The sequence below is a fragment of the Marinovum sp. J2-8 genome (assembly GCF_055808435.1).
The window spans coordinates 324,731-348,446 of sequence record NZ_JBVVRZ010000005.1 but is presented as its reverse complement, the minus strand read 5'-3'; the positions used below and the strand labels follow the sequence as shown (position 1 = coordinate 348,446).

24 protein-coding genes, 2 tRNA genes and 2 pseudogenes are annotated in these 23,716 nt (G+C 61.0%); 14 read left to right on the top strand and 14 right to left on the bottom strand.

The window, feature by feature from the left end:
• Nucleotides 1-105: 105 nt before the first annotated feature.
• Complete coding sequence (locus AC0L4F_RS16975) at nucleotides 106-1,701, top strand: NAD(P)H-hydrate dehydratase (RefSeq protein WP_244690352.1); 1,596 nt, start codon at nucleotides 106-108, stop codon at nucleotides 1,699-1,701.
• Between the two features lie 155 nt (nucleotides 1,702-1,856).
• Here AC0L4F_RS16975 and AC0L4F_RS16970 read toward each other — a convergent pair whose 3' ends face one another.
• Entirely contained in the window at nucleotides 1,857-2,384 is a 528-nt protein-coding gene (locus tag AC0L4F_RS16970) for a Hint domain-containing protein (RefSeq protein ID WP_244690350.1), read from the bottom strand.
• A 157-nt stretch (nucleotides 2,385-2,541) separates the two neighbouring features.
• On the opposite strand from AC0L4F_RS16970, the gene AC0L4F_RS16965 reads away from it, so the two are divergent.
• A tRNA-Leu gene (locus AC0L4F_RS16965) sits at nucleotides 2,542-2,625 on the top strand.
• A gap of 55 nt (nucleotides 2,626-2,680) precedes the next feature.
• The gene (locus AC0L4F_RS16960) at nucleotides 2,681-3,502 is read left to right on the top strand and encodes a Rossmann-like and DUF2520 domain-containing protein (protein ID WP_244690348.1); all 822 of its coding nucleotides are present in this window, start codon (nucleotides 2,681-2,683) and stop codon (nucleotides 3,500-3,502) included.
• A 72-nt stretch (nucleotides 3,503-3,574) separates the two neighbouring features.
• Here AC0L4F_RS16960 and AC0L4F_RS16955 read toward each other — a convergent pair whose 3' ends face one another.
• The 7 genes and pseudogenes from AC0L4F_RS16955 to AC0L4F_RS16925 form a co-directional block, all read right to left on the bottom strand.
• Nucleotides 3,575-4,504 (bottom strand): AEC family transporter, encoded by a 930-nt coding sequence (locus tag AC0L4F_RS16955; protein ID WP_244690346.1) that lies wholly within the window; start codon nucleotides 4,502-4,504, stop codon nucleotides 3,575-3,577.
• A 79-nt stretch (nucleotides 4,505-4,583) separates the two neighbouring features.
• Nucleotides 4,584-5,384: an MBL fold metallo-hydrolase gene (locus AC0L4F_RS16950; protein WP_244690344.1), complete on the bottom strand. Its 801-nt coding sequence runs from the start codon at nucleotides 5,382-5,384 to the stop codon at nucleotides 4,584-4,586.
• Complete coding sequence (locus AC0L4F_RS16945) at nucleotides 5,381-6,181, bottom strand: TatD family hydrolase (RefSeq protein ID WP_244690342.1); 801 nt, start codon at nucleotides 6,179-6,181, stop codon at nucleotides 5,381-5,383. The genes AC0L4F_RS16950 and AC0L4F_RS16945 overlap by 4 nt, the downstream gene beginning before the upstream one ends.
• Before the next feature lie 8 nt (nucleotides 6,182-6,189).
• Nucleotides 6,190-7,323, bottom strand: a pseudogene (locus AC0L4F_RS16940) (DNA polymerase III subunit delta').
• Nucleotides 7,320-7,928, bottom strand: a complete 609-nt coding sequence (gene tmk / locus AC0L4F_RS16935; RefSeq protein ID WP_244690340.1) for a dTMP kinase — start codon at nucleotides 7,926-7,928, stop codon at nucleotides 7,320-7,322. Before tmk ends, AC0L4F_RS16940 begins: the two are co-directional and overlap by 4 nt.
• Before the next feature lie 15 nt (nucleotides 7,929-7,943).
• Entirely contained in the window at nucleotides 7,944-9,131 is a 1,188-nt protein-coding gene (locus tag AC0L4F_RS16930; RefSeq protein WP_244690337.1) for a D-alanyl-D-alanine carboxypeptidase family protein, read from the bottom strand.
• Between the two features lie 44 nt (nucleotides 9,132-9,175).
• Nucleotides 9,176-10,017 (bottom strand): annotated as a pseudogene (locus AC0L4F_RS16925) (SPOR domain-containing protein).
• A 253-nt stretch (nucleotides 10,018-10,270) separates the two neighbouring features.
• Between AC0L4F_RS16925 and AC0L4F_RS16920 the strand changes: the two are divergent.
• Nucleotides 10,271-10,360, top strand: a tRNA-Ser gene (locus tag AC0L4F_RS16920).
• A 651-nt stretch (nucleotides 10,361-11,011) separates the two neighbouring features.
• On the opposite strand, the gene AC0L4F_RS16915 is transcribed toward AC0L4F_RS16920, so the two are convergent.
• Nucleotides 11,012-11,395 carry a DUF1636 domain-containing protein gene (locus AC0L4F_RS16915; RefSeq protein WP_244690335.1) on the bottom strand — a complete coding sequence of 128 codons (384 nt, stop codon included), beginning with the start codon at nucleotides 11,393-11,395 and terminating at the stop codon, nucleotides 11,012-11,014.
• Nucleotides 11,396-11,873: 478 nt separating this feature from the next.
• On the opposite strand from AC0L4F_RS16915, the gene nthB reads away from it, so the two are divergent.
• The 10 genes from nthB to AC0L4F_RS16865 all read left to right on the top strand — a co-directional run bounded on the left by nthB (nucleotide 11,874) and on the right by AC0L4F_RS16865 (nucleotide 18,879).
• A complete protein-coding gene (gene nthB / locus AC0L4F_RS16910; protein WP_244690333.1) occupies nucleotides 11,874-12,548 on the top strand; it encodes a nitrile hydratase subunit beta in 675 nt (224 codons plus the stop codon).
• 71 nt (nucleotides 12,549-12,619) lie between these two features.
• Complete coding sequence (gene nthA / locus AC0L4F_RS16905) at nucleotides 12,620-13,240, top strand: nitrile hydratase subunit alpha (protein ID WP_244690331.1); 621 nt, start codon at nucleotides 12,620-12,622, stop codon at nucleotides 13,238-13,240.
• Between the two features lie 44 nt (nucleotides 13,241-13,284).
• On the top strand, nucleotides 13,285-13,470 hold the full coding sequence (locus AC0L4F_RS16900; protein WP_244690329.1) for a CbtB domain-containing protein: 186 nt from the start codon (nucleotides 13,285-13,287) through the stop codon (nucleotides 13,468-13,470).
• Nucleotides 13,471-13,637: 167 nt separating this feature from the next.
• The gene (locus AC0L4F_RS16895; protein ID WP_244690327.1) at nucleotides 13,638-14,168 is read left to right on the top strand and encodes a DUF1097 domain-containing protein; all 531 of its coding nucleotides are present in this window, start codon (nucleotides 13,638-13,640) and stop codon (nucleotides 14,166-14,168) included.
• 60 nt (nucleotides 14,169-14,228) lie between these two features.
• Nucleotides 14,229-15,428 (top strand): transporter substrate-binding domain-containing protein, encoded by a 1,200-nt coding sequence (locus AC0L4F_RS16890; protein WP_244690325.1) that lies wholly within the window; start codon nucleotides 14,229-14,231, stop codon nucleotides 15,426-15,428.
• Complete coding sequence (locus AC0L4F_RS16885) at nucleotides 15,425-16,096, top strand: ANTAR domain-containing response regulator (protein WP_244690323.1); 672 nt, start codon at nucleotides 15,425-15,427, stop codon at nucleotides 16,094-16,096. The genes AC0L4F_RS16890 and AC0L4F_RS16885 overlap by 4 nt, the downstream gene beginning before the upstream one ends.
• A gap of 10 nt (nucleotides 16,097-16,106) precedes the next feature.
• Nucleotides 16,107-17,084 (top strand): acetamidase/formamidase family protein, encoded by a 978-nt coding sequence (locus AC0L4F_RS16880; RefSeq protein ID WP_244690435.1) that lies wholly within the window; start codon nucleotides 16,107-16,109, stop codon nucleotides 17,082-17,084.
• Between the two features lie 30 nt (nucleotides 17,085-17,114).
• Complete coding sequence (locus AC0L4F_RS16875) at nucleotides 17,115-17,591, top strand: hypothetical protein (RefSeq protein ID WP_244690321.1); 477 nt, start codon at nucleotides 17,115-17,117, stop codon at nucleotides 17,589-17,591.
• An 85-nt stretch (nucleotides 17,592-17,676) separates the two neighbouring features.
• The gene (locus tag AC0L4F_RS16870) at nucleotides 17,677-18,060 is read left to right on the top strand and encodes a nitrile hydratase accessory protein (RefSeq protein WP_244690319.1); all 384 of its coding nucleotides are present in this window, start codon (nucleotides 17,677-17,679) and stop codon (nucleotides 18,058-18,060) included.
• 57 nt (nucleotides 18,061-18,117) lie between these two features.
• Nucleotides 18,118-18,879: a CbtA family protein gene (locus AC0L4F_RS16865; RefSeq protein WP_244690316.1), complete on the top strand. Its 762-nt coding sequence runs from the start codon at nucleotides 18,118-18,120 to the stop codon at nucleotides 18,877-18,879.
• Nucleotides 18,880-19,019: 140 nt separating this feature from the next.
• Here the strand turns inward: AC0L4F_RS16865 and AC0L4F_RS16860 are convergent, their stop codons facing one another.
• The 5 genes from AC0L4F_RS16860 to AC0L4F_RS16840 form a co-directional block, all read right to left on the bottom strand.
• Nucleotides 19,020-19,271, bottom strand: coding sequence for a hypothetical protein (locus tag AC0L4F_RS16860; RefSeq protein ID WP_473446752.1), 252 nt, complete (start codon nucleotides 19,269-19,271; stop codon nucleotides 19,020-19,022).
• Nucleotides 19,199-19,546: a hypothetical protein gene (locus AC0L4F_RS16855; protein ID WP_244690312.1), complete on the bottom strand. Its 348-nt coding sequence runs from the start codon at nucleotides 19,544-19,546 to the stop codon at nucleotides 19,199-19,201. The genes AC0L4F_RS16860 and AC0L4F_RS16855 overlap by 73 nt, the downstream gene beginning before the upstream one ends.
• Before the next feature lie 501 nt (nucleotides 19,547-20,047).
• A complete protein-coding gene (ugpC, locus tag AC0L4F_RS16850; protein ID WP_348524114.1) occupies nucleotides 20,048-22,015 on the bottom strand; it encodes a sn-glycerol-3-phosphate ABC transporter ATP-binding protein UgpC in 1,968 nt (655 codons plus the stop codon).
• 8 nt (nucleotides 22,016-22,023) lie between these two features.
• Nucleotides 22,024-22,950: an ABC transporter permease subunit gene (locus tag AC0L4F_RS16845; protein ID WP_244690310.1), complete on the bottom strand. Its 927-nt coding sequence runs from the start codon at nucleotides 22,948-22,950 to the stop codon at nucleotides 22,024-22,026.
• A gap of 13 nt (nucleotides 22,951-22,963) precedes the next feature.
• On the bottom strand, nucleotides 22,964-23,593 hold the full coding sequence (locus AC0L4F_RS16840; protein ID WP_244690430.1) for an ABC transporter permease subunit: 630 nt from the start codon (nucleotides 23,591-23,593) through the stop codon (nucleotides 22,964-22,966).
• Nucleotides 23,594-23,716 lie beyond the last annotated feature (123 nt).

The window sequence follows — 23,716 nt, the reverse complement described above, 5'->3', positions numbered from 1 at the left end:
GTGTAGGGTTGAGAAGTGGTCGATTTGAGCAGGGGCAAAATCTTTGAGCTTAAAAGATAGGCGTTTTGCCCAAAATACAAGCGAAAATGAATTGAGGGCGCGGATATGACCGAATTGCTGACTGCGGCACAGATGCGGGCGCTGGAACAGGCGGCCATTGCCAGCAAAGAGGTCACCGGGCTGGAGTTGATGGAGCGGGCCGGCGCGGGTGTGGTTGCGGCGGTGATCGGGCAATGGCCGGAACTGGCGAAGGGGGCGCATAGGGCGGTTGTGCTCTGTGGGCCGGGCAACAATGGCGGTGACGGTTTTGTCATTGCGCGGCTGTTGCAGGCGCGCGGTTGGGCGGTCGAGGTTTTCCTCTATGGCGACCCGTTGAAGCTGTCGCCGGATGCGAAGACAAATCTTGATCGCTGGCAACAGGTGGGGCCGGTTCTTGCGTTGGCCGGTGTGGGCGATGTGACCTCTGACGCGCCGGACCTGATTGTTGACGCCATTTTCGGGACCGGGTTGAAACGCCCGATTGCGGATCTGTCGGAGCTGTTTTCGAATCTCAACAATGACACCGCGCAGGCCCGGTCACAATCCCGCGCGAATTGCCGACTCACCTCCGTGGATATACCCAGCGGGCTCTGTAGCGACAGCGGGCGCACCATAGGACAGCTGCGCGGGGCAAGTGGCGACCCACAGCCGGGCCCATCCCATGTCGAAAGCCAGATCACGGTCACCTTCCATAGCATGAAGCCGGGTCATGTGCTGGCGGATGGGCCGGATATTTGCGGCAAGGTTGTGGTCAAGGACATCGGTCTTGGGGCTTCGCCGCTTGGTTCAGGTGAGGTCGCGCGCCTTGTGAAAGCGCCGGTGGGGGCGGATCTCTGCAAGCGGAGGGGGCATAAATTCGCACATGGCCATGCATTGGTCCTCAGCGGTGGATTTGGCAGGACCGGCGCGGCACGGTTGGCGGCGCGGGGCGCGCTTCGGATCGGGGCCGGATTGGTGACATTGGGTGTGCCGGGGGCGGCACAGATCGAGGTCGCCAGCCAGATCACGGCGCTGATGATGCGACGCGTGGACGACGCCGCGGCCCTGGCTGATGCGCTGGGGAATTCGCGGATCTCGGCGCTGTGCCTTGGGCCGGGGCTCGGGCTTGAACGATCCCGCGACTTGGTGCCGGTGGCGTTGCAAGCGCCGCATAGACCCGGCGTTGCGCTGGATGCGGATGCCCTGTCGGCTTTTGCGGATGCGCCGGACAGGGTGTTCGACATGTTGCATCCGGGTTGCGTTCTGACACCCCATGGCGGCGAATTTGCCCGCCTTTTCCCGGACATTGCAGAGAGGCTCAGCCAGGCGCCGATGCGCGGCCCGGCATATTCCAAGGTCGATGCGGTGCGCGAGGCCGCGGCGCGTGCGGGCTGTGTTGTGCTGTTCAAGGGGCCGGATACGGTGATTGCCGACCCCAGCGGCGCGTGTTTGATCCATGCGGCCGCTTACGATCGCGCAGCGCCATGGCTGGCAACGGCGGGATCGGGCGACGTGTTGGCCGGGTTTGTCTGCGGTCTGCTGGCCCGGGGTTTGGCGCCACTACAGGCGGCTGAAACCGCCGCTTGGCTGCATGTGGAATGCGCCCGCGCATTTGGGCCGGGATTGATCGCCGAGGATCTGCCAGACCAATTGCCACTTGTGTTGCAAAATGCGGCCCTTTGATCGTTCTGGGGCGATTTCCGACATCAATTTTGCTTTGATCGAGCATGTGGTTTGACTGGGTATTTGGTTAGATAGGCATGTGGTTTGACAGGGCTGGCATCGGGAGTGGGCCTTGGGGCCATCAAACTTGGCCAGCGCCACTGCGGTGCCGGATGTCACCGGGTGATGGCGGATACCGGGGCGCAGCTTTCGACCTCTACCCCATTGGCGTAGAGGATATGCGCCGTGTCAAAGCGCAATTGTATCAAACGCAAAACCCTTGCGCGGTTGAGTGTGACAAATTGATTGTCGACCAGACGAGATGCCGGCACCAGGGCAGATTTCTTCCCGAACAGGGTCTGAGCGCGCCAATCGCGCACCAGAACCCGCTGGCGGGCGGGCATCACCATGTCCAGATCCGGGCGGGTATGGCCCAAAGATCCGGCGGCAACGGTCACCGATTCACATTTGACTTCAGTTGTTTGAATGTCGCGCAGCACCGCCACCCCGACATCGCGGGTGATGATCCGGTCACCGGGGGACAGAAATTCCACCGGAATTTCGCCATCCATTGTCAGCAGACAGGTCCCGGCAAGCAGACCGTTCAACCGGGCCTGTGCAGTATGACATGCCTGCGCGTCGCCCGGCATTGATCCGGACAGCGGAGAAGATCCCGCTGCGCGCCCGAGTGTTTTCGGTTTCATGGCCGTACCTGTAATTTCCTGCCGTCATTTTGCCTCGGATATCCCAATATCGGGTTAATACCGTGGCTTTTCTGGTGTCTTTGGGCTGCGAATCCTCTCGCATCCCTTGCAAAGCTTTGTTAGAGACCTGCGAACACGGGATGATGCCGTGAAACGTGCGGGTGTGGCGGAATTGGTAGACGCACCAGATTTAGGTTCTGGCGCCTATGGCGTGGGGGTTCGAGTCCCTTCACCCGCACCAAAATTTTCTCTTGATCCTGCTTTGGTTTCCATCCGTTTCGACAAAGGATAACGGGATGCAGCGTATCAGGACTGTCAATCTGATTGGGCCGGGCAAGGTCGGAACGACGCTGCTGCGACGGCTGGCGGGTGATGCGGATGTTGCGGTGCTGGATATCTTTGGCCGCAGCCCTGAGCGCGCCCAGGCGGCGCAGGCCTTTGCGGGCGTGGGGCGGGTGGCGCGGCGTCTGGATCAAATGCGACCTGCGGATCTGTGGCTGTTGACGGTGCCCGATGACCAGATCGCGCATGTCGCCGGACAATTGGCGCAGATTGACCGGCCCCCGGCGATTGTTGCCCATTGCAGCGGATTTCATCGCGCGGACATTCTGGCGCCATTGATCGACGGCGGTTGGCGCGGGGCCAGCGCCCATCCTGTGTTGTCTTTTGCCGATCCGGCCAGTGCCGCCCGGCAGTTCGACGGCTGTTATTGCGGCATCGAGGGCGCCGCCGCGCCCGAGATCGAAATCCTGTTCACTGCGATGGGGGCAACCTGTTTTTCCATCCGATCCGAGGCCAAGGAAATCTATCACGCGGCTGCGGTCATATCGAACAATTTTACCACTGTTTTACAGGCGCTTGCGCGCGAGGCCTGGGCGGCGGCGGATGTGCCGGATGCGGTGGTTGACGATCTGCATGCCGCACTTTTGCGCGGGACGGTCGACAATGTGCTGGCGGTTGGTCCACAGGCCGCCTTGACCGGTCCGGCGGCACGGGGCGACAACGATGTTGTCCGGGCGCAAAGCGCGGCTGTTACGGACTGGCGGCCAGAGGTCGGACAGCTCTATGACGCGCTGAGCGAGATGGCCGCGCGGTTGAAAGACAGCGGTCACAGTTGAGCAGGCGGGGTGATGACGCGGCGGTTTCGACGCCGGTCAAATGCCAGCAAGCCGCATGTCATCAGCCGCAAATCACGGCAAAATGGACAGCCAGACCCAGATCGTCAAAATCGACAGCGCCGTCGCGATCAACACCGAAGAGGCCGCAACCCGCTTCGCCACGCCATACATGTTTGCAAACACATAGGCATTGATGCCCGGCGCCATCGTCGCCGTCAGCACCGCAGATCGGGTTGCCCCGGCGGTCAGCTCGTTGAACCGGCTGAGACCATAGGTGATTGACGGATGCAGGATCAGCGAAATCAAACAGACAAAGGCGATGATGCGAAAATCGCCATCGGGGCGATAGCGAAACATGACCCCGCCCATGGCAAACAGCGCACAGGGGATTGCGGACCGCACCACCAGATCAAGCCCCGATTGCGCGACCTCGGGCAGGACAATACCGGACAAATTGACCGCCAGGCCCAAGAGAATACCAATCACCAAGGCATTGCGGAACATCGCCCGCAGGATCTTGGCCGGCATATGGCGCGCTGGCGTGCCACGGGACCGGGCAATCTCCATCGCGGTGATGCCGATGCCATAGCAAAACGGCGAATGCATCGCGACAATGGCGTAGTTTGGCGCCAAAGCTGCGGTGCCATAGGCGCTTTCGGTGATGGCAAGTCCCAGCATGACCGAATTGGCAAACAGGCAACAAAACCCGATTGCAACCGAATCTTCCCAGTCACGTTTGAACAAATACCGCCCCGCCAGCAGCCCGGACAGGAACCCGGTCAGCGACCCGGTGTAGAAACTGACCAACAGGGCAAGGTCGATGTTCTGTCCCAGATCCAGCGTCGAAATTGCCTTGAACAGCAACATCGGGATCGCGATTTTCTGGGTGAATTCCATCAACCCGTCGATGGCACCTTCGCTCAGGAACCCGCGCCAGGCCGCAAGATATCCAGCCCCAATGACCAGAAAGACCGGAAGAATGACGTCAAGAAGCGCTTGCATGGCGGACCGCCTTTCGGGTCAGTTGCGGCAGGGGGGCACGGGAGGGACGCAATAATGTCGTGTCATGCCCGCAGACCCTTCATAATGGCAGGACCAATTCCATGCCGTCATAAGCAGGTGTGATATGGGCCGGGGTTTCGGCGGCCACCACATCGTAATCCAGATCAATATGCATATTGGTCAGCACCGCGCGTTTCGGCGCAACCCGCGCAATCCAGTCAAGCGTTTGCGACAGATGCGAATGGGTGGGATGTGGCGCGCGGCGCAGCGCATCAACCACCCAGACATCCAAGCCCTGCAACTTTGGCCAGACATCATCGGGGATTTGGGCGACATCGGGCAGATAGGCCAGCCCGGCAATACGGAACCCCAATGCATCAATTGCCCCGTGGTTGACCTCAAACGGCGAAAAGGTGATCGCGCCACCGGGGCCATCAATGGTCACATCGCCCGCGATTGTGTTCAGGTCCAGAATGGGCGGGTAGGGGGATCCGGCAGGTTGCACAAAGGCATAGCCGAACCGGTTCAACAGTGAATCCTGTGTCGCACCATCCGCCCAGACCGGCAGGCGGGTCTTCATGTTGAACACGATCATCCGCAGATCGTCGATGCCATGCACATGGTCGGCATGGGCATGGGTATAGACCACGCCATCCAACCGCCCGATGCCCGCCTCCAAAAGCTGATTGCGCAAATCAGGAGAGGTATCAATCAACACGGTTGTGGTGCCTTGCGGGCCGATGCGTTCGACCAACATCGAACAGCGGCTGCGGCGGTTTTTCGGGTTTTCGGGATCACATTCGCCCCAATGACCGCCAAGCCGGGGCACGCCGCCGGAAGATCCACAGCCAAGGATGGTGAAACGGTATTGATCGCTCATGTCGCGTCCCAGGCAGCGGCCTTGGCAAACAGGCGTTCGAAATTGGCTTCGGTCCGGGCGGCGAAATCGGCGAATTCCATGCCAAAAGTCTCTGCCGCCTTCTGGGCGGTAAACGCGGCATAGGCCGGTTCGTTGCGTTTGCCGCGCCGGGGCGGCGGCGCAAGATACGGCGCATCGGTTTCGACCAAAATGCGGTCGATGGGGGCGGCGGCAAAAATATCGCGCAGCTCCTGGGATTTGGGAAAGGCGGTGATGCCCGACATCGACAGGTAAAACCCAAGATCCAGACTGCGTTTGGCCAGTTCCGCGCTGGAAGAAAAGCAATGCATGACACAGGAAAAAGGCGCATTGCGATGCTCGGTTTCCAGGATTTCGGCCATGTCGTCATCGGCGGCGCGGGCGTGAATGATCAGCGGCAGGCCGGTGATCTGCGCCGCTTCGATGTGAATGCGCAGAGAGGTTTTCTGCACCTCGGCGCTTTCGGCGGTATAATGGTAATCCAGCCCGGTTTCGCCAATGCCGACAAATTTCGGATGCTGCGCCAGCGCCACAAGCGCGTCGACGGTGGCCAGCGGCTCTTCTGCGGCGCTCATCGGGTGGGTGCCTGCGGCGTAGAACACCGGTGCAAATTCTTCGGCCAGCGCGCGCACGTCCGGTTCGTTGCGCAGGCGGGTGCAGATTGTCACCATGCGGTGCACGCCTGCCTCGACCGCGCGGGCCACCAGGTCGGCGCGCTCCCCCTCGAAATCAGGAAAGTCGAGATGAGTGTGGCTGTCGGTGATTTTTGGTGTGCTCATATCCGGCCTCAGGCGGCCATGTCGGTCGCGGTTTTCTGGAGTTTAATCATCGTATCTAGGATCAAGCGCGGCAGGGTCAAGATTGACCGCCCGGCCATGACGGGTTCTGGCGGCAATCTCCTGGCCGATCTCGGCCCAGGCGCGGGCGCGGCGGGCATCGGGTGCCAGACGGGCAAAGACCTCGGCCTCGCGCGGGGCGGCGGCGGGCAGGGGCATCTGGCCCGTGGCGCCGCTGCGCGCCAGGCGGATCAAAGCCAGATCCAGCAGCGAAAAGATGGTGTTGACCCGGTCTTCGGCGCCGCGTGCGGTGGCCGCTTCGGCCAGTTTCAGCGCGCGGGCGCGGTCCAGCCGGGGCAGGCTGTCGAGCAGGGAAATGATCGCACCATAAAGCGCCGGCCCCTCGTTCAGCGACAGGCGGATGGCATCGCCCACCGATCCGGCGGACAGGGCGGCCAGCGCATCGGCCTCTTCCGGGGTGACGTCGACGCCCGCCTGTTGCATGGCCGCCGACATGTCCGGTGGTGCCAGCGAACGCAGGTTCAGCATACGACAGCGCGACCGGATGGTTGGCAGCAAGGCAGAGGGTTGATGGGTGACCAGCAACAGGGTCGAGCGGCCAGCGGTTCTTCCAGCAGTTTCAAAAGCGCATTGGCGGCATTGGGGTTCATGTCGTCGGCCGCATCGACGATCACCACCCGCCAGCCCCCATCCGCCGCGGACAGCGCAAATCGCGATTTCAATTTGCGCACTTCGGCAATGGTGATTTCGGCGCGCAGGCGCTTGGCCTTGTCGTCCCAGGGACGCACCAGGCGGAACAATCCCGGCTCTGAGCCGGCGGCAATCCGGCGGGCAACCGGATGATCCGCAGCGACATCCAGCGTATCCGGCGGGGGCGGGGCACCAAACATGCCGCCGTCGTCTGCGCCCGGTGGGTTGGCAAGCAAATGCCGGGCAATCCGCCAGGCCAACGTTGCCTTGCCGACACCGCGCGGCCCGGCGATCATCCAGCCGTGATGCAACCGGCCAGAACCCACCGCCGTCAGGAACGCCTGTTCGGCGGCCTCCTGTGCAATCAGGCGCGGGGTGTCGCGCGGATGTGGCGCGCCGTCGATCTGGTCTGGCTGGGGGACATCATCACTCATAGGTGGGCGTCTATCAGATTGGCCAGGTCAGCCGCCACCACATCCATATCGCGCCCGCCGTCGATCACCCGGAACCGGGCCGGAAACTCTGCGGCAAGTGCCAGAAAACCGGCGCGCATCTTTTCCTGCAATTCGGCGCCGAAATCTTCAAATCGTTCTTCAATGCCGTTGCGGCCTTTGGCGCGGGCCAGGCCAAGCGCCGGGTCCATATCAATCAGCAGCGTCAGATCGGGATCACGCCCGATCATCAGGCTGTGCAACTGGTCGACAACAGGCCGCAAATCACCGCGCGACAGACCTTGATACATGCGCGTGCTGTCGGCAAAGCGGTCACAGATCACAATTTTGTCGGCCTCCAGCGCGGGCAGAATGGTGCGTTCCAAATGGTCGCGACGCGCGGCAGTGAACAGCAGGATCTCGGTCTCGGCAGACCAGCGATCCGGGTCCCCCTGAAGCACCAATGCGCGGATCTCCTCGGCCCCGGGGGAACCGCCGGGTTCACGGGTCAGCACAACCTCATGCCCCCGCGCGCGCAGGTGTTCGGCAAGCCGCCGGGCCTGGGTGGATTTCCCTGACCCGTCTATACCTTCAAAAGAAAGGAACATCGCCGCCCGTCGCGATCAGGAAGCGGTTTCGGGGCTGGGCTCGGCTGTGGAGCTGCCCCATTGTTCGACCAGCAGCTTCGCCGCCGTGGTCACCCGCGACATGAACCCGCCAGAGGCAATGTCGCGATCCGCCACCAATGGCACTGTGGTCTCTGGCAGACCCTCCAGCGTGATGATCATATCGCCGATCTTGTCCCCCTTGGCGATCGGGGCGGCGATTGGCGATTGGAACACCACTTCGGCGCGGACCTTGCCGCCATCCAGCACAGGCACCAGCATTTCGATGTCCTCGGCCGGGGTCAGCCCGACCTGCATTTCCGCCCCCATCCAGACGTCGGCCTCGGCCACGACCTGACCTTGCTGGGCGACGCGGGATTGGGTGAAATGACGGAAAGCCCAATTGACCACCTGTTCCGCCTCTTCGGCGCGGGCGCGTTCACTGTCCAGACCGGAAAGCACAAAGACCACCCGGCGGTTGCCCTGTTTGGCGGAACCGACAAGCCCATACCCGGCCTCTTGCGTATGGCCGGTTTTCAACCCATCCGCACCAATGCCGAGCTTCAGCAATGGATTGCGGTTGTTGACGTTCTGCGGCGCACGCCCGTCAAAGGCATAGCTGGTTTCGGCGAACATCGGATAGAATTCCGGGAAATCCACAATGATGCGGCGGGCAATCAGCGCCAGATCGCGGGTCGACATGCGATGCCCGGCAGCAGGCCAGCCGTTTGAATTGGCAAAAGTCGAGTTGGTCATGCCCAATTGCTGGGCGCGGCGTGTCATATAGCGGGCAAACCCCGCTTCGGTGCCATCCGGGCTGAGCGCTTCGGCAATCACCGCACAGGCGTCATTGCCCGACAGGACGATAATGCCGCGCAACAGATCCTCGACGCGGACGCGGTCAGTTGTGTCCAGAAACATCGTCGACCCGCCATAAGACATCGCATGCTGCGACACCGGCAGTTTTTCGTTGATCTGCAAACGGCCATCGCGGATCGCCTCAAACGCCATGTAGAGCGTCATCAATTTGGACATCGAGGCCGGCGGCAACGGGGTATCGGCATCTTTGGCCAGCAAAACGGTGCCGGTGCCGATGTCCACCACAAAGGCGGAGCGGGCCGGGGTATCAAAGGCCGCTGCGGGCAGGGCGGCGCCGCATGCGACGGCAGCGGCAAGGACTGTGGCGGCAAGGGTGCTGCGGATCATGTCATTTCCGGTTCTGCGGTTTTGGCCCCAAGGATCCGGGGCGGTTAACTGGACACGGCATAGGCATCAGCGAAGCCAGCCGATTTGATGATGGACAGGATTTCCGACCGCTCCTGCGTGCTTTGCGCCGGGCCGACAATCACCCGCCAGAAGGTTTTGCCCTGGCTCGATTGTTTTTTGACCGTTGGGATCAACCCTTTGGAACGCATGGCGGCGGCGGTGTTGTTGGCGTTCTTTTCAATCGAGAAGATACCAAGCTGAATATAGGGCTTGCTGAGCGACGAGGTCACCGGCGCGGGCGTCGGTGTCGGCGGGGCCGCCGCGGGGCGGCGGCGGGGGTGTCATCAATGGCTGCGGTGGCCAGATCCTCGATCGGATCAAGGTCGGTCGCGATCACATCATCCGGCGCGTCCAACCCGCCGGGCTGGGCATTTTCGGGATCTTGCGGCGTTTCTTCGCGGCGCAGGGCGGTGACATTCAGATTGGTCGGCTGTCCCGCCACAAGGCTGAGCGCCGATGCCGCATCCGATGACACCTGTAGTCGTGGACCGGGGTTGGAGCGTTCCTTGCGGAACAATGCGCCAATCACGAATTTTCCGTTCGACGGGTTGCGGATGATCACCCGCTCGGGGTCGTTGACATCCGGGTGCGCCACCCAAACCCCGCCAAGCGAGGGACGGCCGTCCCATAGGCCGGCTTCGGTGATCTGAAACACATTCGGCGCCTCGACGTCGCGTTCCACCAGTGTCACCGATCGGTTGGACGGCGTTGCTGCCTGTGCGTCGCCGGTGTCGCGCTTTTGCAGGAACCCCGGCATTTCCGCTCCGTTTTCACAGGCGGCCAACAGGACCAATGCGCTGCTGGCGGCGAGAATCCTTCGGGCCATTGCACCGCGTACTGCGCGCCTTGGACCACAAAAGGTACCTTGCTGAGATTTCATCGACTTGCCCTTCGCCTTTGTTGCCCCGAATTCAGGGCGCCTGCCGGTTTTCCGGTCTTTGACTGTTGCCTGCACATCGTCTTCGCGGCCAGTCTACCGCGAGGATGCCTGCAAGAAAAGGCCCGCCGGCGGCGATCGGCGGAAATCCTTCAAGACGGCTTTGCAGAATCAGTCAGCGCCGTTTAACGAGGCAAAACGCGGAGGAGTGGCAGAGTGGTCGAATGCACCGGTCTTGAAAACCGACGTAGGTGAAAGTCTACCGTGGGTTCGAATCCCACCTCCTCCGCCACTTACCGTTTTGGGCTCTTGGCGTAAGCCTCCTTAGATGTAGTCGAAAGATACATAGGGGTGTCGGGTCGGTCGGCGGAAGCCTCTGTTTTTGCTGTGCATTTTGCCATCCAAATCGGTATGCGTTATTCGCCGGCCGCGGAGGTGAACATGGCGGTCAAGCAGCGCGGGAGAGATCACCGTGTCTTGCGCGCTGGCGCTCTATTGGGAGTTTGCGGGGGAGCAGACCCGGGGCAATTGCCCCGATCAACTTCGCAAGTGGCAGAACCCGCGCAAAAAAGGCGGTGAACGCCTTCAACAATGTGGTGATGATACGCCGTTTGCACCAATGAACCCTCGCGGCAAATTGATCTAAGCAACCGGCAGGCGGGCGGTCTATCTCTTGCCACAGCGTTTGGGCGAGGCTTGCAGCCCCTTCATCGGTCTTCGCGGCGCAGGGTGAGTCTAGCGCATAAGGTCAACACACGACAGCGCGGTGAGAGGTGTCACGGTTGTGGTGCAATCTGTCGGCAACTGGCGTCCCGCATTGGATCGCGGTAACCCATTTCCCGTATCCAAGAGTCACTACACAATCCAAGTAATATCCTTCGATATCCCTTTGAAAACAATGGGATGTCGATGCCTGACACACCTTTCAAAGGCTCCTCTTATCTCAGTCTACAAAAGGCGCTGGCAGACGTCCTTTTAGGCAATGGCGCAAGCGTCCGATGGGGCGCGCATCGTTTATGGTGCCGCTAGGGCTTGCCATGTAAAGCCGCACAAGAGCCAGCAAGTTGTCCAGATCGTGCTCCGTGTCCACGTCGGCGAAGAGATAGGACATTTTTTCAGGGCTGGTCAGACTGACGGCAACCGGTGAGCCGCAGGTCAGCATGCAGCGTGCGTCGCGCACCTTCACGCCTGAAAACGCCGCCTCTTTGGTGAGAGCTGCGCGTAGCCTCTGGGCCAGAGCGGGCCCTGTGGGGGCTTCGTCCGTCTTGCCGCAGGTTCGGCATATATGGATTTCGTGCAGGTTCGCGGTCACGTGTTCAGCGATCATTTCCGGCAGTTGGTGTGAGCCAAGAAGTATGAAGAGCGTGGCGCAAAAGGGTCAAGTCGAAATCCCCCGCAAGCCTGTCGGTCGGGGCGTCGCGACCCGCAAAACAGGCGATTCTGGTGCGGGGTACGCGATTTCGAATTGAAACATGCAGATGACCTGAACTTTTTTGCACGCGCGCCGTTGAAAGGCCCAAATGGCGACGATCTGCGGCTAAAAAGTGCATAAAATTAAGCGCTTAGATCAAGGATTAAAATTTAGGCGACAGCCGTCAGAATACGCTGATTTTGGGTTGATTTCCGCGTTTCAAGGAGGCTGTCCCAAAAAAGTTCTTGTTGGATGAAAATCATCATGCCACGATTTGAGCGTGGACCAGAGACGATCCGGTCCGGAAATAAGCGCATTCAGCGCACGGCAATGTGGCCTCCAAGATCCGACGGATCATGGGGGCTTTTTTTGTGCTCAACACGGAGGAGCGACTATGAAGTTGCAACAATTCCTGGGTGGCCTCGAAAACGTGGGCCCCGTCAGTACTGAAAAGAAGGTCTTTGTCGAAGAGTGGGAAAAACAGCTCTTCGGTGTTCACATGTGCATGATGGGGACCGGCATCTGGGCCTGGCCGCATCTGCGAGTGAAGGCAGAGGGGATGAACCCGCTCGATTACTTCAAGTACCGCTATTACATCAAATGGCTGGGCGGGATGACCGCCTATCTGGTCGAGCGGAACTACATCAACGAGGCCGAGCTCGAAGAGCTGACGGAATACTACCTCGACAATCCGGATGCGCCGCTGCCGGAAAAGGGCAACCCGGCCGTCACCGACCAGGTGGTCGACTATATGTTCACCGGCGACAATCCCTATCGCGATGTGGCGCTGAATCCGGAATTCAAAGTGGGGCAGCTGGTGCGTGTGCTTGATCCGGCATCTGCGGTGCACACACGGTTGATCGGCTATCTGCGCAACAAGGTTGGTGTCGTCGAAGAGGTCTATCCGAAGGCGATCCTCTACACCGACAGCGTTCCCACCGACAGCATCAGCACGCCCCAGCCAATCTATCGGGTCAAATTCATGACCCGCGACATCTGGCCCGAGCGGCCGGACACAGATGACGCGCTCTTTAGCGAAGTTTTTGAAACCTACCTGGAAGCCGCCTGAGCCGCGCCTCGAGGCCCGCATGTCCGGTGCCTGCGCACTGACCATGCACCCAAGAAACCAAGGAAACGAACATGTCAGACAAAGACCACGGCCACCATCACCACCTGCGCGAGACTGAGTCCTACTATGCCGCGCGCACCAAGGCCCTGGAATCCCTGTTCCGGGAAAAGAACCTGATCGGCCAAGACACGGTCGATCGCGTCATCAACTTCTTCGACACCGAAATGGGGCCGTTCAACGGCGCCAAGGTTGTCGCACGTGCCTGGACAGATCCGGCGTTCAAGACGCGGCTGCTGGCCGACTGTAACGCCGCGATCGCCGAACTGGGCATCCGCGACGGCATTGAGGGTGAGAACCTCAAGGCGGTCGAGTCCACGGCCTCGGTGCATCACATCGTGACCTGCACCCTGTGTTCCTGCTGGCCCTGGCCGCTGCTGGGACTGCCGCCGTACTGGTTCAAGGACCCGGCATTTCGGGCGCGTATCGTGCGTGAACCGCGCGAAGTGCTCAAGGAGTTCGGAGTCGAACTGACCGCCGGAACGAAAATCGAGATCTGGGACAGTAGCGCGCAGATCCGCTTTTTCGTCATTCCCGCGCGCCCGGACGGCACCGAAGGATGGAGCGAGGAAAAGCTGGCTGAACTGATCTCGACAGAGGCGATGCAGGGGCTGGACGTTGTGACCGTCAACTGACGGCCAAACTATCAATCGAAACCACGAATATGGATATGAAAACAATGCAAAATGGAACCATCACCGTTCAGGACAACCGGGTCGCCGGGATTTCCGAACGGCTGAAATTCTCTCTCGTTCTCTTCACGCTGGGTGCTGTTTTTGTCTTTGGTGTGGGGCTGTCCAACACCTCGATGGCGCATAACACGGCACACGACACGCGCCATGCGATCGGCTTTCCCTGCCATTGATCGCGCGCACAGGGTCTGACCGCCAAGGCGGCGGTCAGACCGGCGGCAGATCTGTCCTGAACAGGTCGTGCTGGCTGCCCTGACTGAATGGGCGCACCGCGAACCCGCGGACAACGAACAACAGACACCCGGGTCGCGGACTGCGCGCGGGAAACAAGGAGGACACCATGTCCAAGATCACGTCACTAGCCATCAGTGTTTCGGTATGCGGGTTTGCCGCAGTCTGGTTCTTTCTCACGATGGGGACCATCCTGATCTGGGCGGCCTTTGTGGCCTGGGCCTGCTTCTACGCCCTCGGCGGCGACACGGCGGCCTTTCGAACCACGATTATTTCCAACGCTTTCGGCGTCTTCATTGCCTCGACTGCCGCGTTGGTCATCGTTGCGGTCCCGATGGGGGCGGTCATCGGCAATGCGATCTGGGCGGCGCTTGTCGTCGCGGTCAGCATCGCGCTCTATATTCTGGCCGCAAACATCCCGGCGCTGACCTCCATTCCCGGCACGACCTTTGGCTATGCCGCGACCTTCGCCTTTTTGCTGCAAACGCCGGACCGGTTCACCGTCGAGGCGCTTTGGTCGCTGTCCTTCCACAGCTCTTACGTGGTGGTGCCGGTGTCGATGGTGCTGGGCGCCTGTTTCGGGCTGTCCTCGGCTAAGGGATCCGAGCTGCTGGCAGGGCCGACAGAGGTGGCCGGTTGAGGCCGACACAGATTGGTTCAGGGGTCCGGTATCGAGTGAGAACAACAAAGGCGATTGCAGATGCACACATCTGAAAACACCCAGACGACACCCACGTCGTCAAAAGAAAAGATCAGCATCGGCATCGTCTTTTCGACCACCGGCCCCTACGCCGGGATTGCGCAGGAACTTCAGAACGGGGCGCTGCTGGCCCTGTCCGAAGTCAACGCGGACCCGCAGTTCGACTTTCAGCTGGATCCCGTGATCCTGGACCCGGGTGGGGATCTCGAAGCCTATCAGGCCATCAGTCGCAAGCTTCTGAAACAGGGGGGGCTGAAACACGTGGTCGGCTGCTATACCTCGTCCAGCCGCAAGGAAGTCATCCCGGTCTTCGAAAAGTACGATGGTCTGCTGTGGTATCCCTCACACTACGAAGGCTTCGAGCACTGCAACAACGTGATCTACACCGGGGCATCGCCGAACCAGCACATGGTGCCGCTGATGTCCCACATGTTGCAGCATTTCGGCAACCGCGCCTATTGCGTCGGCTCGGATTACATTTGGGGATGGGAAAGCAACCGGATCATGCGCGAATGCGTGACCGAACACGGCGCAAGGGACTTCTGGGAGCGGTATGTGCCGGTGGGGTCAGTCGAGGTCGACAAGATTATCGACGAGATCGTTCAAAGCCGACCGTCCTATATTTTCAGTTCGCTGATCGGGGTGTCCTCCGAAGCTTTCATGCGAGCGATGCAGGCGGCGCGGCAGGCCAATCCCGAGTTGACCTGCAACGTGATGCCGGTGTGCAGTCACACGCTGTCGGAACCGGAACTGGCCCGGCTGGCCCCGGACGCGGCCGACGGACATATCGCGTCGAGCGTCTACTTCCAATCCACGCCGGGCGAATGCAATGCGCGTTTCATCGCCGGATACCGGGCGCGATACGGGGCGGATATGGTCACATCGGCCAACTCCGAGGCGGCCTATAACACGACGCATCTTCTTGCACGTGCGTTGCAGAAGGCGGGCACGCAGGAGCTCGATGCCGTGAAATCCGCACTCTACGACGTTCGGTTCGATGCCCCTCAGGGCAGGATCTGGATTGATCCGGGCAACAATCATTGTTTCCTGACCCCGGCGCTGGCGGTTTCGAATACCTCTGGACAGTTCGATATCTTTCACACCTGCGATGCCCCGATGCGGCCCGATCCCTATCTCGTGGATTTCGATGCCCATCGCCTGGGAGACGCACCTTCGCCCGATGAAAGGGCGGCCCAATGAAACGGCGTGGACTGCCAAATTTCCGCAATGTGCGGGCGTTGATTGTTCACCCGCCCGGCGACAATTCCGCCGTTCTAACGGCCCAGCTCGGGCGGCTTGGGCTTTGCACGGAAAGCATCTGGCCGGCCGACAATGTTTCGCCCGAAGGCTATGACGTCATCTTTTTCGACGCGGACCGTGGCTATGATCAGCAATTCGGATGGGAACGGGGGCAGGCGCCGATCCCCCTTATCGCCCTGATGGGCAGCGAGGCACCGGGGCGGATCGAATGGACGCTGGGTCAGATGCCCTCGGCCTATCTGGTCAAACCCCTGCAACCGACCGGCATCTTTTCGGCCCTTGTGGTTGCGTTCCATGATTTCGAGGTTCGGACCAGATTGATGCGCAAGGTCGAGGACCTGAATGCACGGCTGCGCGCCCGACCGACGGTGGTGGCTGCTATCACGTTGGTGCAGTCCTGCATGACCATCGACAGCCAGGCGGCCTATGACCTGCTGCGGTCCGAGGCTATGCGCCTGCAAGTGTCTGTCGAATTTCTCTGCGAGCAGATCGAAACGACAGGTTCGCTGACCCCGCTGAAGACGCTGGCGGAAAGCGGAACAAACCCAAACTCACCAAACAAGAGGCTTGGCGCAGGCGCGTCAGCCAATAGAACAGGAGGATCCTAAAGTGGATTGGATGAAGAATTCCTGGATGACGACCAAGGGTGTCGCCCAGGGCGTTGCAGGCAAGACCCATCGGCTGACCGCCGAGGTACAGGGCACATATCATTATACCTACGGTCCCTTTGCGAAGCCGGTGTTGCATATCCAGCCCGGGGACATCGTGGTGGCCGACACGCATGATGCCTTTGAAGGTCAGCTGGATTCCACGACAGCCAGCCCGTCAGAGCGGTTGAACGTGCCGTTCCTCAACCCTCAGTGCGGGCCGATCCATGTGGCCGGCGCCGAAAAGGGGGATGTGATTGCCGTTCGAATTCACTCTATCCTGCCACGCGGTCCGCAACCGGTGGGGACCTCTGCGTTGATCCCCGAGTTCGGCGGATTGGTTGGCACTGCCAACACCGCGATGCTGAACGATCCGCTGCCCGAAAAGGTCATGAAGATGAATGTGACCGAAGAGGGCATCCAGTTCAACGACCGGATAACCCTGCCGTATGAACCCTTTATCGGCACGCTCGGCGTCAGCCCGGAAATCGAGGCGGTGTCATCGCTGCAACCGGATTATTGGGGGGCCAATATGGATGTGCCAGACGTGGCACCGGGGGCGATCGTCTATTTCCCGGTTCTGGCCGAAGGCGGTTATGTCTATCTGGGCGATTGCCACGCCACACAGGGCGATGGCGAACTGTGCGGTACGGCGGTTGAAATGCCCGCCACGGTGACCATCCAGATCGACCTGATCAAGAAAAGCCCGATTGCCTGGCCACGGCTGGAGAACGAGAGATTCATCATGACGCTGGGCTCTGCGCGTCCGCTCGAGGATGCGGCAAGGATCGCCTATCGCGAATTGATCCACTGGATGATCGCCGATTACGGCTGGGACGTCTACGAGGCGTATTTCTTCCTCACCCAGGCCGGAAAACTGCGTGTCGGCAATATCGTCGATCCAAAATACACCGTCGGCGCTTCGGTGCTGAAAACCTATCTGGCCTGAGCCTTTCAATGCAGCGAAGAAGGAAATGACATGATCAGGATTCTGGGGACGCTGGTTCTGGGCATCGTCTTGGGCGGTGTGGGATATGTGGTGGCAAACGAAACCCTTGCCCTGCAAACCGGAACGCCTGCCCATGGTGCGGGCGACGGGCACAGCCATGCACATGCGGCGCATGCGATGATTGATATCCCGGCAAAAGGCGCCCCCACGATCCGCATTTCCGCCCAACCCGATCCCGAAACCGGTTGGAACCTTCATGCCGAGACCGCGAACTTTGCCTTTGCGCCTGCCCAAAGCGGCACGACGCATATCCCGGGGCAGGGCCATGCACATATCTATGTGAACGGACACAAGCTGGCGCGGCTCTACGGCAATTGGTTCCACTTGGCTGACCTGCCGACCGGGAAGGTCGACCTCAGGGTCGGGCTCTATTCCAACGATCACCGGATGCTGTCGGTGGCGGGCACGCCCATCGCCGACAGCATCACCCTGTTCAACCAGCCCTGACGTCCGGGGCCACCTCAAGAAGGGGGCCGCCGGTCTTTGGACCATCGGTCACACCATCCAACACCCAACACAAGGAGTACCAACAATGCGCACTGAAACCATCGCCGGCATGGAAGATAGATTTGTCAAAGGACTGGAAGACAGCAAGGCGGCTCCGCCCAAACGCTGTGACCGGCTGCAATTTGACGAACCCTGGCAAAGCCGGGCTTTCGGTATCGTCCTGGCGTTCTCTGAGGAAAAGGTCATCGACTACGAGGATTTTCGCAAGAACCTGATCAAATGCATCGGCGATTGGGAAAACGCGCACGACCTGAACGACGAGTTCTGGGTTTATTACGAGCAATGGCTGGCGGCGCTGGAGCGGCTGGCCGTCGACAAGGGCCTGGTCACGAAAGAAGAAATCGACAAGCGCACGACCGAGATCACCGACGGTGAACACGAGTATTCGTTCTTCGCCAACTACGCCTGAGTGCCGCGCGGCGCGGCCAAGCGCGCGCTTGGCGGGCGACTGAAAAAGGAACATGAAATGATAAAGAAGCTTGTCAGCATCGCGCTTCTCGCCGGGCTCCTGAGCGGGGTCGGAGCGACGATTTTCCAAACCATCTACGTGCTGCCGCTGATCCTTGAGGCGGAAACATTCGAGGTTGCGGCCCCTGTCACAGAGATGGCGGCCGCTGACGGTCACGATCATGACCACGGCCATGCGCATGGCGAAGAAGGTGAATGGGCGCCGCAGGATGGCCTTCAAAGAACCATTGTGACCGCCGGGGCCAATCTGTTTGGGGGGATGGGGTTTGCCCTGCTTCTGCTGGCGGCAATTTACCTGCGCGGCGGGGAGGTCAATGCCCGGTCCGGCCTGATCTGGGGCGCCGCCGGTTTTGTATCTTTCAGCCTTGCACCGTTCTTCGGTTTGCCGCCGGAACTGCCCGGCATGTCCGCTGCGGCCCTCGAAAGCCGACAATTGTGGTGGGTGGCCACCGCTGCTTTGACCGCAGGCGGGCTGTGGGTGATGACAAGCCGCTCTGGCGCTTTTTCAACGCCGATGAAACTGGCATTGGGGCTGTTGCTGATTGTCGCGCCACACGCCTATGGGGCGCCGCAACTTCCGCATGGCGGATCCCTGGTCTCTGCGGTTCCGGCCCACCTGTCGGCTGAATTCGCCGTTGCCGCGCTGGCACATGGGTTGATCTTCTGGCTTTTGATCGGCGGGGCCGCGGGCTGGCTTTGCCAACGCTTCAATATTGTCGAAGGCGGACACTCGGCAGACCCGGTGCCAAACCAAGGGTAGCCTGTTCTCTTGTCGGCTCTCTGGGGCATTGCCCCTGTCGCGATGTGAAACGGCGTCCAAAATTTTCGGCTGCCGTTTCACAGATGTAACCTGACATGTTTGCCTCTTCCTGCCTCGCAGAAGACTAGCAACTGTATTTCTCAGGTGACATGATTGGGCCATTTGAAACGAGACTTGCAAAGCGCGTTTGCGATTGTGACGAGCTTGCGGGCGACGGCTGTGATGACAACCTTGTGTGGTTTTCCGGCGGCAAGAAGACGGTCGGCGATGGTTTTCAGGAGCGGGTTGTGATGGCTGGCGACGAGCGCCGCCTGGAACATCACGTGCCGTAACAGTCGGCGGTCGCCTCCGATGGCGCGCCTGCCGTGCATGGCACCACTGTCATGTGCGATCGGAACCAGGCCTGCAAGCGCGGCGGCCTGCTCACCCGAGAGTTGGCCAAGCTCGGGCACCCACTGCCCGGCAGTGGTTTGCAATCGGCAAACCATAGAGGGACGGCGATCAGCATAGTGTTGGCGACGGGGCCGATCCCGGGAACGGAACGCAGGATGTCGGCAGTTCTGGCCAATTCATCATCCGAGGCCAGGGTCTGCTCGATCCGCACCTCCAACCCTGCAATCTGGCGATCAAGAATGTCTTTCAACTTGGCGTTCATGGCATCGAACATATCTGCCGATCCCAGATTCCCTTGCGCTTTGATCTGCGCCAGAAGTCGTTTGCGTGTCTCGACCAACTACCCGCGATTTGATGGCAATATCTTGATAAGGCGTAATTTTTTATGTGGCCGTGCGCGTCCCGCATCCGGGCAAAACAGCATGAACCGCGCGATGAGCTCTGCGTCGACCTGGTCCGTCTTGGCCTATGTGCCATGGCTGGCGGCGAACGCTTTGATCTGGGCGGGTGGCAATTGCCGGGTTGCGTTTCCGCAAACATCCAGGCCGGACCATAGGTGTCGAACCTGTCCTTGAAATTGATCCAAAGCTCGATATCGCGCCCGGTCTCGACCCGTTATTGCACGACGAAATTCACGATCTCATGCAACGCACCACGATGGCCGATAACAAGCGGCAGGTCGGTCTGGGCGGGCATGATAGAAACTCCAAAGAAGCGAATGGGACTTGGATCGAGGCAATGCGGTCGCAGGCCCCGGCCGAAACCGGGCGCGGGCTCAGGTGTCGAGCGTGACGAAGATCGGCTGGTGATCGGATCCGCAGGCCGTGTTGTCGATGTGCATGTTGCGAAGGGCCGGGGCGAGGTCGGCGCTGACGAAACAATGGTCGATCCGCATCGGCTCTGGGCGGGTGTCGCGTGGCAGTGTGTCGCCTTCGTGCTCGTCGTGGCCGGTCAGCGTCCACGCGTCGAGCAGCCCGCCGGCGCGTGTGGTCCGCCCATAGCGTTTCGACATGGCGCCACAGACCCGACTGTATTCGGGCGATCCGGGCAGGAAATTCATGTCGCCCATCACGATCACGCTGCGCGGCTGCGGCGGTTCGGGGCGGTCCAGCCAAGGGGTGTCCGGTCCACGCCCCCCCAGGCTGGGGCCCCGTTCGGGACCGTGCAGTGCGATTTCCACCATATAGTCCACCTGCGGCATGCGGGTGTCGGTCGAGATGTGATCAAGATGCACCGAGACAAAACGCAGGGGGGCTCCGGGGGCGTCGATCACGGTTTCGACAAGCGTACGCTGCATGTGCATGACTTTGTGCAGCGCGATCTTGGGCAGCGTGTGATTGATCGACGACAGGATCGGCCATCGCGACAGCACCATATTGCCGAACTGGCGGCGCCGGTTGACGATCCGGTCGTAACGGACCTCCGAGGCATCAAGGTCGATGCCCGGCCCGTAAACCCAAAAATGCCCCGGCAGGCGGCGCGCAATTTCGGCCACTTGGTCCACCATGCCAGAGCGTTCGGCATATCGCTCGACCTCTTGCAACGCGATCAAGTCGGCGTCGCCCAGTTCGGCAACGATGCGATCCAGATCGACGCATCCGTCGCGCCCCGTGCCGTACTGGATATTGTAACTGGCCAGCTTCATGCGGCGGCCTCCTTTTCGATATGCGTGTCGATGCGGTACCCGGTGTCCGCGTCGAAGATATGAAGGGCGTTGGCCTGGCACACGCAGGCCCACTTCGGCCCCCTGTGTCAGCCGGTGCTTGTCCCGTGACAGGACGGCCAGAGACCCTGCGCCGAAGCGGAGACAATGCAGCCCCTCGTGGCCGCGCTCTTCGAAGAAATCGAATTGTGCGACCAGATCGGCCGTGTCGAGCGGGCAAAAGGTCAATGCCTCGGCGCGCAACCCCAGACGCAGGTCGCGGCCCGCACAGGCAGACAACACCGCATCCCCCACCCGCAGGGTGCTGCCGTCGGAAAACCGCAGCACCCCGGATGCCTGATTGACCTCGGCGGCCAGCAGGCTCATGGGCGGGGAGCCGATGAATTCCGCAACAAAGACGGTGGCGGGGCGGGCATAGACCTCGCGCGGCGTTCCGATCTGCTCGATCCGACCGTTGTTCATGACAACCATCCGGTCCCCCAGCGTCATGGCCTCGTGCTGGTCATGGGTGACAAAGACCGAGGAGGCGCCGGTTCGGTCGTGAATGCGGCGGATCTCGTGACGCATCTGCCCGCGCAGCGACGCGTCAAGGTTCGAAAGGGGTTCATCAAAGAGGAAAACGCCCGGATCGCGAATTATGGCGCGCGCCATGGCAACGCGTTGCCGCTGACCGCCTGACAATTGCCCGGGCTTGCGCTCAAGGAAGGCCTCCAGCCCCACCAGCGCGGCGGTTTCGCGGACACGACGGTCCCGTTCGGCCCGTGGCACCCGCGCGATTTTCAGCGCGTAGCCGATGTTCTGGGCCACGCTCATGTGCGGATACAGGGCGTAGTTCTGGAACACCATGGCGCAGTCGCGGGCGCGCGGCTCTTGCGTTGTGACATCGCGCCCGGCGATCTCGATGGTGCCAGCGGTGACCGCCTCCAGCCCTGCGATCATGCGCAGGAGCGTGGACTTGCCACAGCCCGACGGGCCGAGGATGACGATGAATTCCCCGCTGCGCACCTGTAGGTCGAGACCGGGAATGATGTCGGCGCCGCCGTAGGATTTGCGCAGGGAATGACAGGTAATAGCAGACATGATGGGACTCATTTCTCGGTGTTCAGAAGGCCGCGCACGAACCAACGCTGCATGGCGATGACGACAAGGACCGGGGGCACCATGACAATCAAGGCACCGGCCATGGCGAGGTTCCAATATGGGATGCCGCCGCCGGTGGTGCTGCCGTCCGGGATCAGGGTGCGCAGTTCGAGCGCGACGACGCTATAGGCGGGATCGGTGATGATAAGCAGCGGCCAGAGATACTGGTTCCAGCCGGAGACGAACATGATCGTGGCCAGCGCCGCCATGTTCGTTGTCGACAACGGCACGAGGATGTCCCAAAGGAACCGCAACGGCCCGGCCCCGTCCATGCGCGCGGCCTCGACCATTTCATCAGGGATGGTCAGGAAGAATTGCCGATACAAAAAGGTGCCGGTGGCCGTGGCGATGACCGGCAGGATCAGGCCGACATGGCTGTTCAGCAGGCTCCAGTCCAATGCGATCTCGATGCCCGTCAGGCCCCGTACCAGCGCGGTGATGCCCAGCCCGTCCAGCATGGTCTGAAACGGTGACAGTGCATTGGCCGCCACCGCGTAGGTCGGCACGATGCGCACTTCGAGCGGCAGCATCAGCGTGATGAAAATCAGCCAGAAAACCGGCATCCGCGCCCGGCTGTCGAAGAACACGATGGCAAAGGCGGTGATCCCTGCGATGGTGATCTTGCCCAATGTGACGCCCACCGCGACGATCAGCGAATTCAGGAACTTGGTCTGGAAATCCGACTGCTGCCAAACGGTGGAGAGGTTCTCGAAGAAATGCGACGAGGGCAGCAGGCGGGCGGGAATGGCGCTGACCTCTTGCAGGGTTTGCGTCGAGGCGACGAAGACCAGATAGATCGGTCCCAACAGCAGGATCAGCCCGGACAGCAGGATCAGATCAGTGAGGATGTTCAGGATTGGTGTGCGTTCGACCATGGGGTCCGGCCTTTCAGGTATAGTGGATCTTGCGCTCGACAAAGCGGAACTGCAGGACGGTCAGCGCGATCACCAACGCCATCAGGATCACCGACTGCGCGGCGGCCGAGGAATAATTCTGCCCCTGGAACCCGTCGGAATAGATCCGGTACACCAGCAGATTGGTGGCCCGTGCAGGCCCGCCAACGGTCATCGTATCGACGATGCCGAAACTGTCGGTGAAGCTGTCAGCAATGTTGATGACCAGCACGAAAAAGAAGGTTGGTGCCATCAGCGGCAGCTGAATATCCCGCATCCGCCGGGTGACCCCGGCGCCGTCCAGCGCGGCGGCCTCGACCAACCCGCGCGGGATCGATTGCAGCGCCGCCAGGAAGAAGATGAAATTATACGAAATGTTCTTCCAAGCGCCGGCGATGATGATCATCAGCAGCGACTGCCAGCCGGTCATCACCGGGTCCCAAAGCCCGGGCAGAACCGCGTTGAGATAGGACATGATACCGGCCGAGGGGTTGAAGACATAGCGAAAGGCCAGACCGATTGCCGGGGCCGCCACCGCATAGGGCCAGATCATCCCGACGCGGTATAACCGATAGCCCGCCAGCTGCCGGTCGGCGAACAGCGCCAGCACCAGTGCCAAACCCATGCCGAGGGCGGCCGTGCCCACGGCGTAAAGCAGGCTGACCCGCACGGAATCCCAATAGCGCGGGTCGCCCAGAAGTTCGCGGAAATGGTGCAGGCCCGCCCATTCGCTGCCGCCGCCCCATGG

What these genes read in the sequence shown, in the direction of transcription:
- AC0L4F_RS16975 (WP_244690352.1), top strand. Translation starts at nt 106, where the DNA reads ATGACCGAATTGCTGACTGCGGCACAGATGCGGGCGCTGGAACAGGCG.
- AC0L4F_RS16970 (WP_244690350.1), bottom strand. Translation starts at nt 2,384, where the DNA reads ATGAAACCGAAAACACTCGGGCGCGCAGCGGGATCTTCTCCGCTGTCC.
- AC0L4F_RS16960 (WP_244690348.1), top strand. Translation starts at nt 2,681, where the DNA reads ATGCAGCGTATCAGGACTGTCAATCTGATTGGGCCGGGCAAGGTCGGA.
- AC0L4F_RS16955 (WP_244690346.1), bottom strand. Translation starts at nt 4,504, where the DNA reads ATGCAAGCGCTTCTTGACGTCATTCTTCCGGTCTTTCTGGTCATTGGG.
- AC0L4F_RS16950 (WP_244690344.1), bottom strand. Translation starts at nt 5,384, where the DNA reads ATGAGCGATCAATACCGTTTCACCATCCTTGGCTGTGGATCTTCCGGC.
- AC0L4F_RS16945 (WP_244690342.1), bottom strand. Translation starts at nt 6,181, where the DNA reads ATGAGCACACCAAAAATCACCGACAGCCACACTCATCTCGACTTTCCT.
- tmk (WP_244690340.1), bottom strand. Translation starts at nt 7,928, where the DNA reads ATGTTCCTTTCTTTTGAAGGTATAGACGGGTCAGGGAAATCCACCCAG.
- AC0L4F_RS16930 (WP_244690337.1), bottom strand. Translation starts at nt 9,131, where the DNA reads ATGATCCGCAGCACCCTTGCCGCCACAGTCCTTGCCGCTGCCGTCGCA.
- AC0L4F_RS16915 (WP_244690335.1), bottom strand. Translation starts at nt 11,395, where the DNA reads ATGATCGCTGAACACGTGACCGCGAACCTGCACGAAATCCATATATGC.
- nthB (WP_244690333.1), top strand. Translation starts at nt 11,874, where the DNA reads ATGAAGTTGCAACAATTCCTGGGTGGCCTCGAAAACGTGGGCCCCGTC.
- nthA (WP_244690331.1), top strand. Translation starts at nt 12,620, where the DNA reads ATGTCAGACAAAGACCACGGCCACCATCACCACCTGCGCGAGACTGAG.
- AC0L4F_RS16900 (WP_244690329.1), top strand. Translation starts at nt 13,285, where the DNA reads ATGCAAAATGGAACCATCACCGTTCAGGACAACCGGGTCGCCGGGATT.
- AC0L4F_RS16895 (WP_244690327.1), top strand. Translation starts at nt 13,638, where the DNA reads ATGTCCAAGATCACGTCACTAGCCATCAGTGTTTCGGTATGCGGGTTT.
- AC0L4F_RS16890 (WP_244690325.1), top strand. Translation starts at nt 14,229, where the DNA reads ATGCACACATCTGAAAACACCCAGACGACACCCACGTCGTCAAAAGAA.
- AC0L4F_RS16885 (WP_244690323.1), top strand. Translation starts at nt 15,425, where the DNA reads ATGAAACGGCGTGGACTGCCAAATTTCCGCAATGTGCGGGCGTTGATT.
- AC0L4F_RS16880 (WP_244690435.1), top strand. Translation starts at nt 16,107, where the DNA reads ATGAAGAATTCCTGGATGACGACCAAGGGTGTCGCCCAGGGCGTTGCA.
- AC0L4F_RS16875 (WP_244690321.1), top strand. Translation starts at nt 17,115, where the DNA reads ATGATCAGGATTCTGGGGACGCTGGTTCTGGGCATCGTCTTGGGCGGT.
- AC0L4F_RS16870 (WP_244690319.1), top strand. Translation starts at nt 17,677, where the DNA reads ATGCGCACTGAAACCATCGCCGGCATGGAAGATAGATTTGTCAAAGGA.
- AC0L4F_RS16865 (WP_244690316.1), top strand. Translation starts at nt 18,118, where the DNA reads ATGATAAAGAAGCTTGTCAGCATCGCGCTTCTCGCCGGGCTCCTGAGC.
- AC0L4F_RS16855 (WP_244690312.1), bottom strand. Translation starts at nt 19,546, where the DNA reads ATGTTCGATGCCATGAACGCCAAGTTGAAAGACATTCTTGATCGCCAG.
- ugpC (WP_348524114.1), bottom strand. Translation starts at nt 22,015, where the DNA reads ATGTCTGCTATTACCTGTCATTCCCTGCGCAAATCCTACGGCGGCGCC.
- AC0L4F_RS16845 (WP_244690310.1), bottom strand. Translation starts at nt 22,950, where the DNA reads ATGGTCGAACGCACACCAATCCTGAACATCCTCACTGATCTGATCCTG.
- AC0L4F_RS16840 (WP_244690430.1), bottom strand. Translation starts at nt 23,593, where the DNA reads ATGGGTTTGGCACTGGTGCTGGCGCTGTTCGCCGACCGGCAGCTGGCG.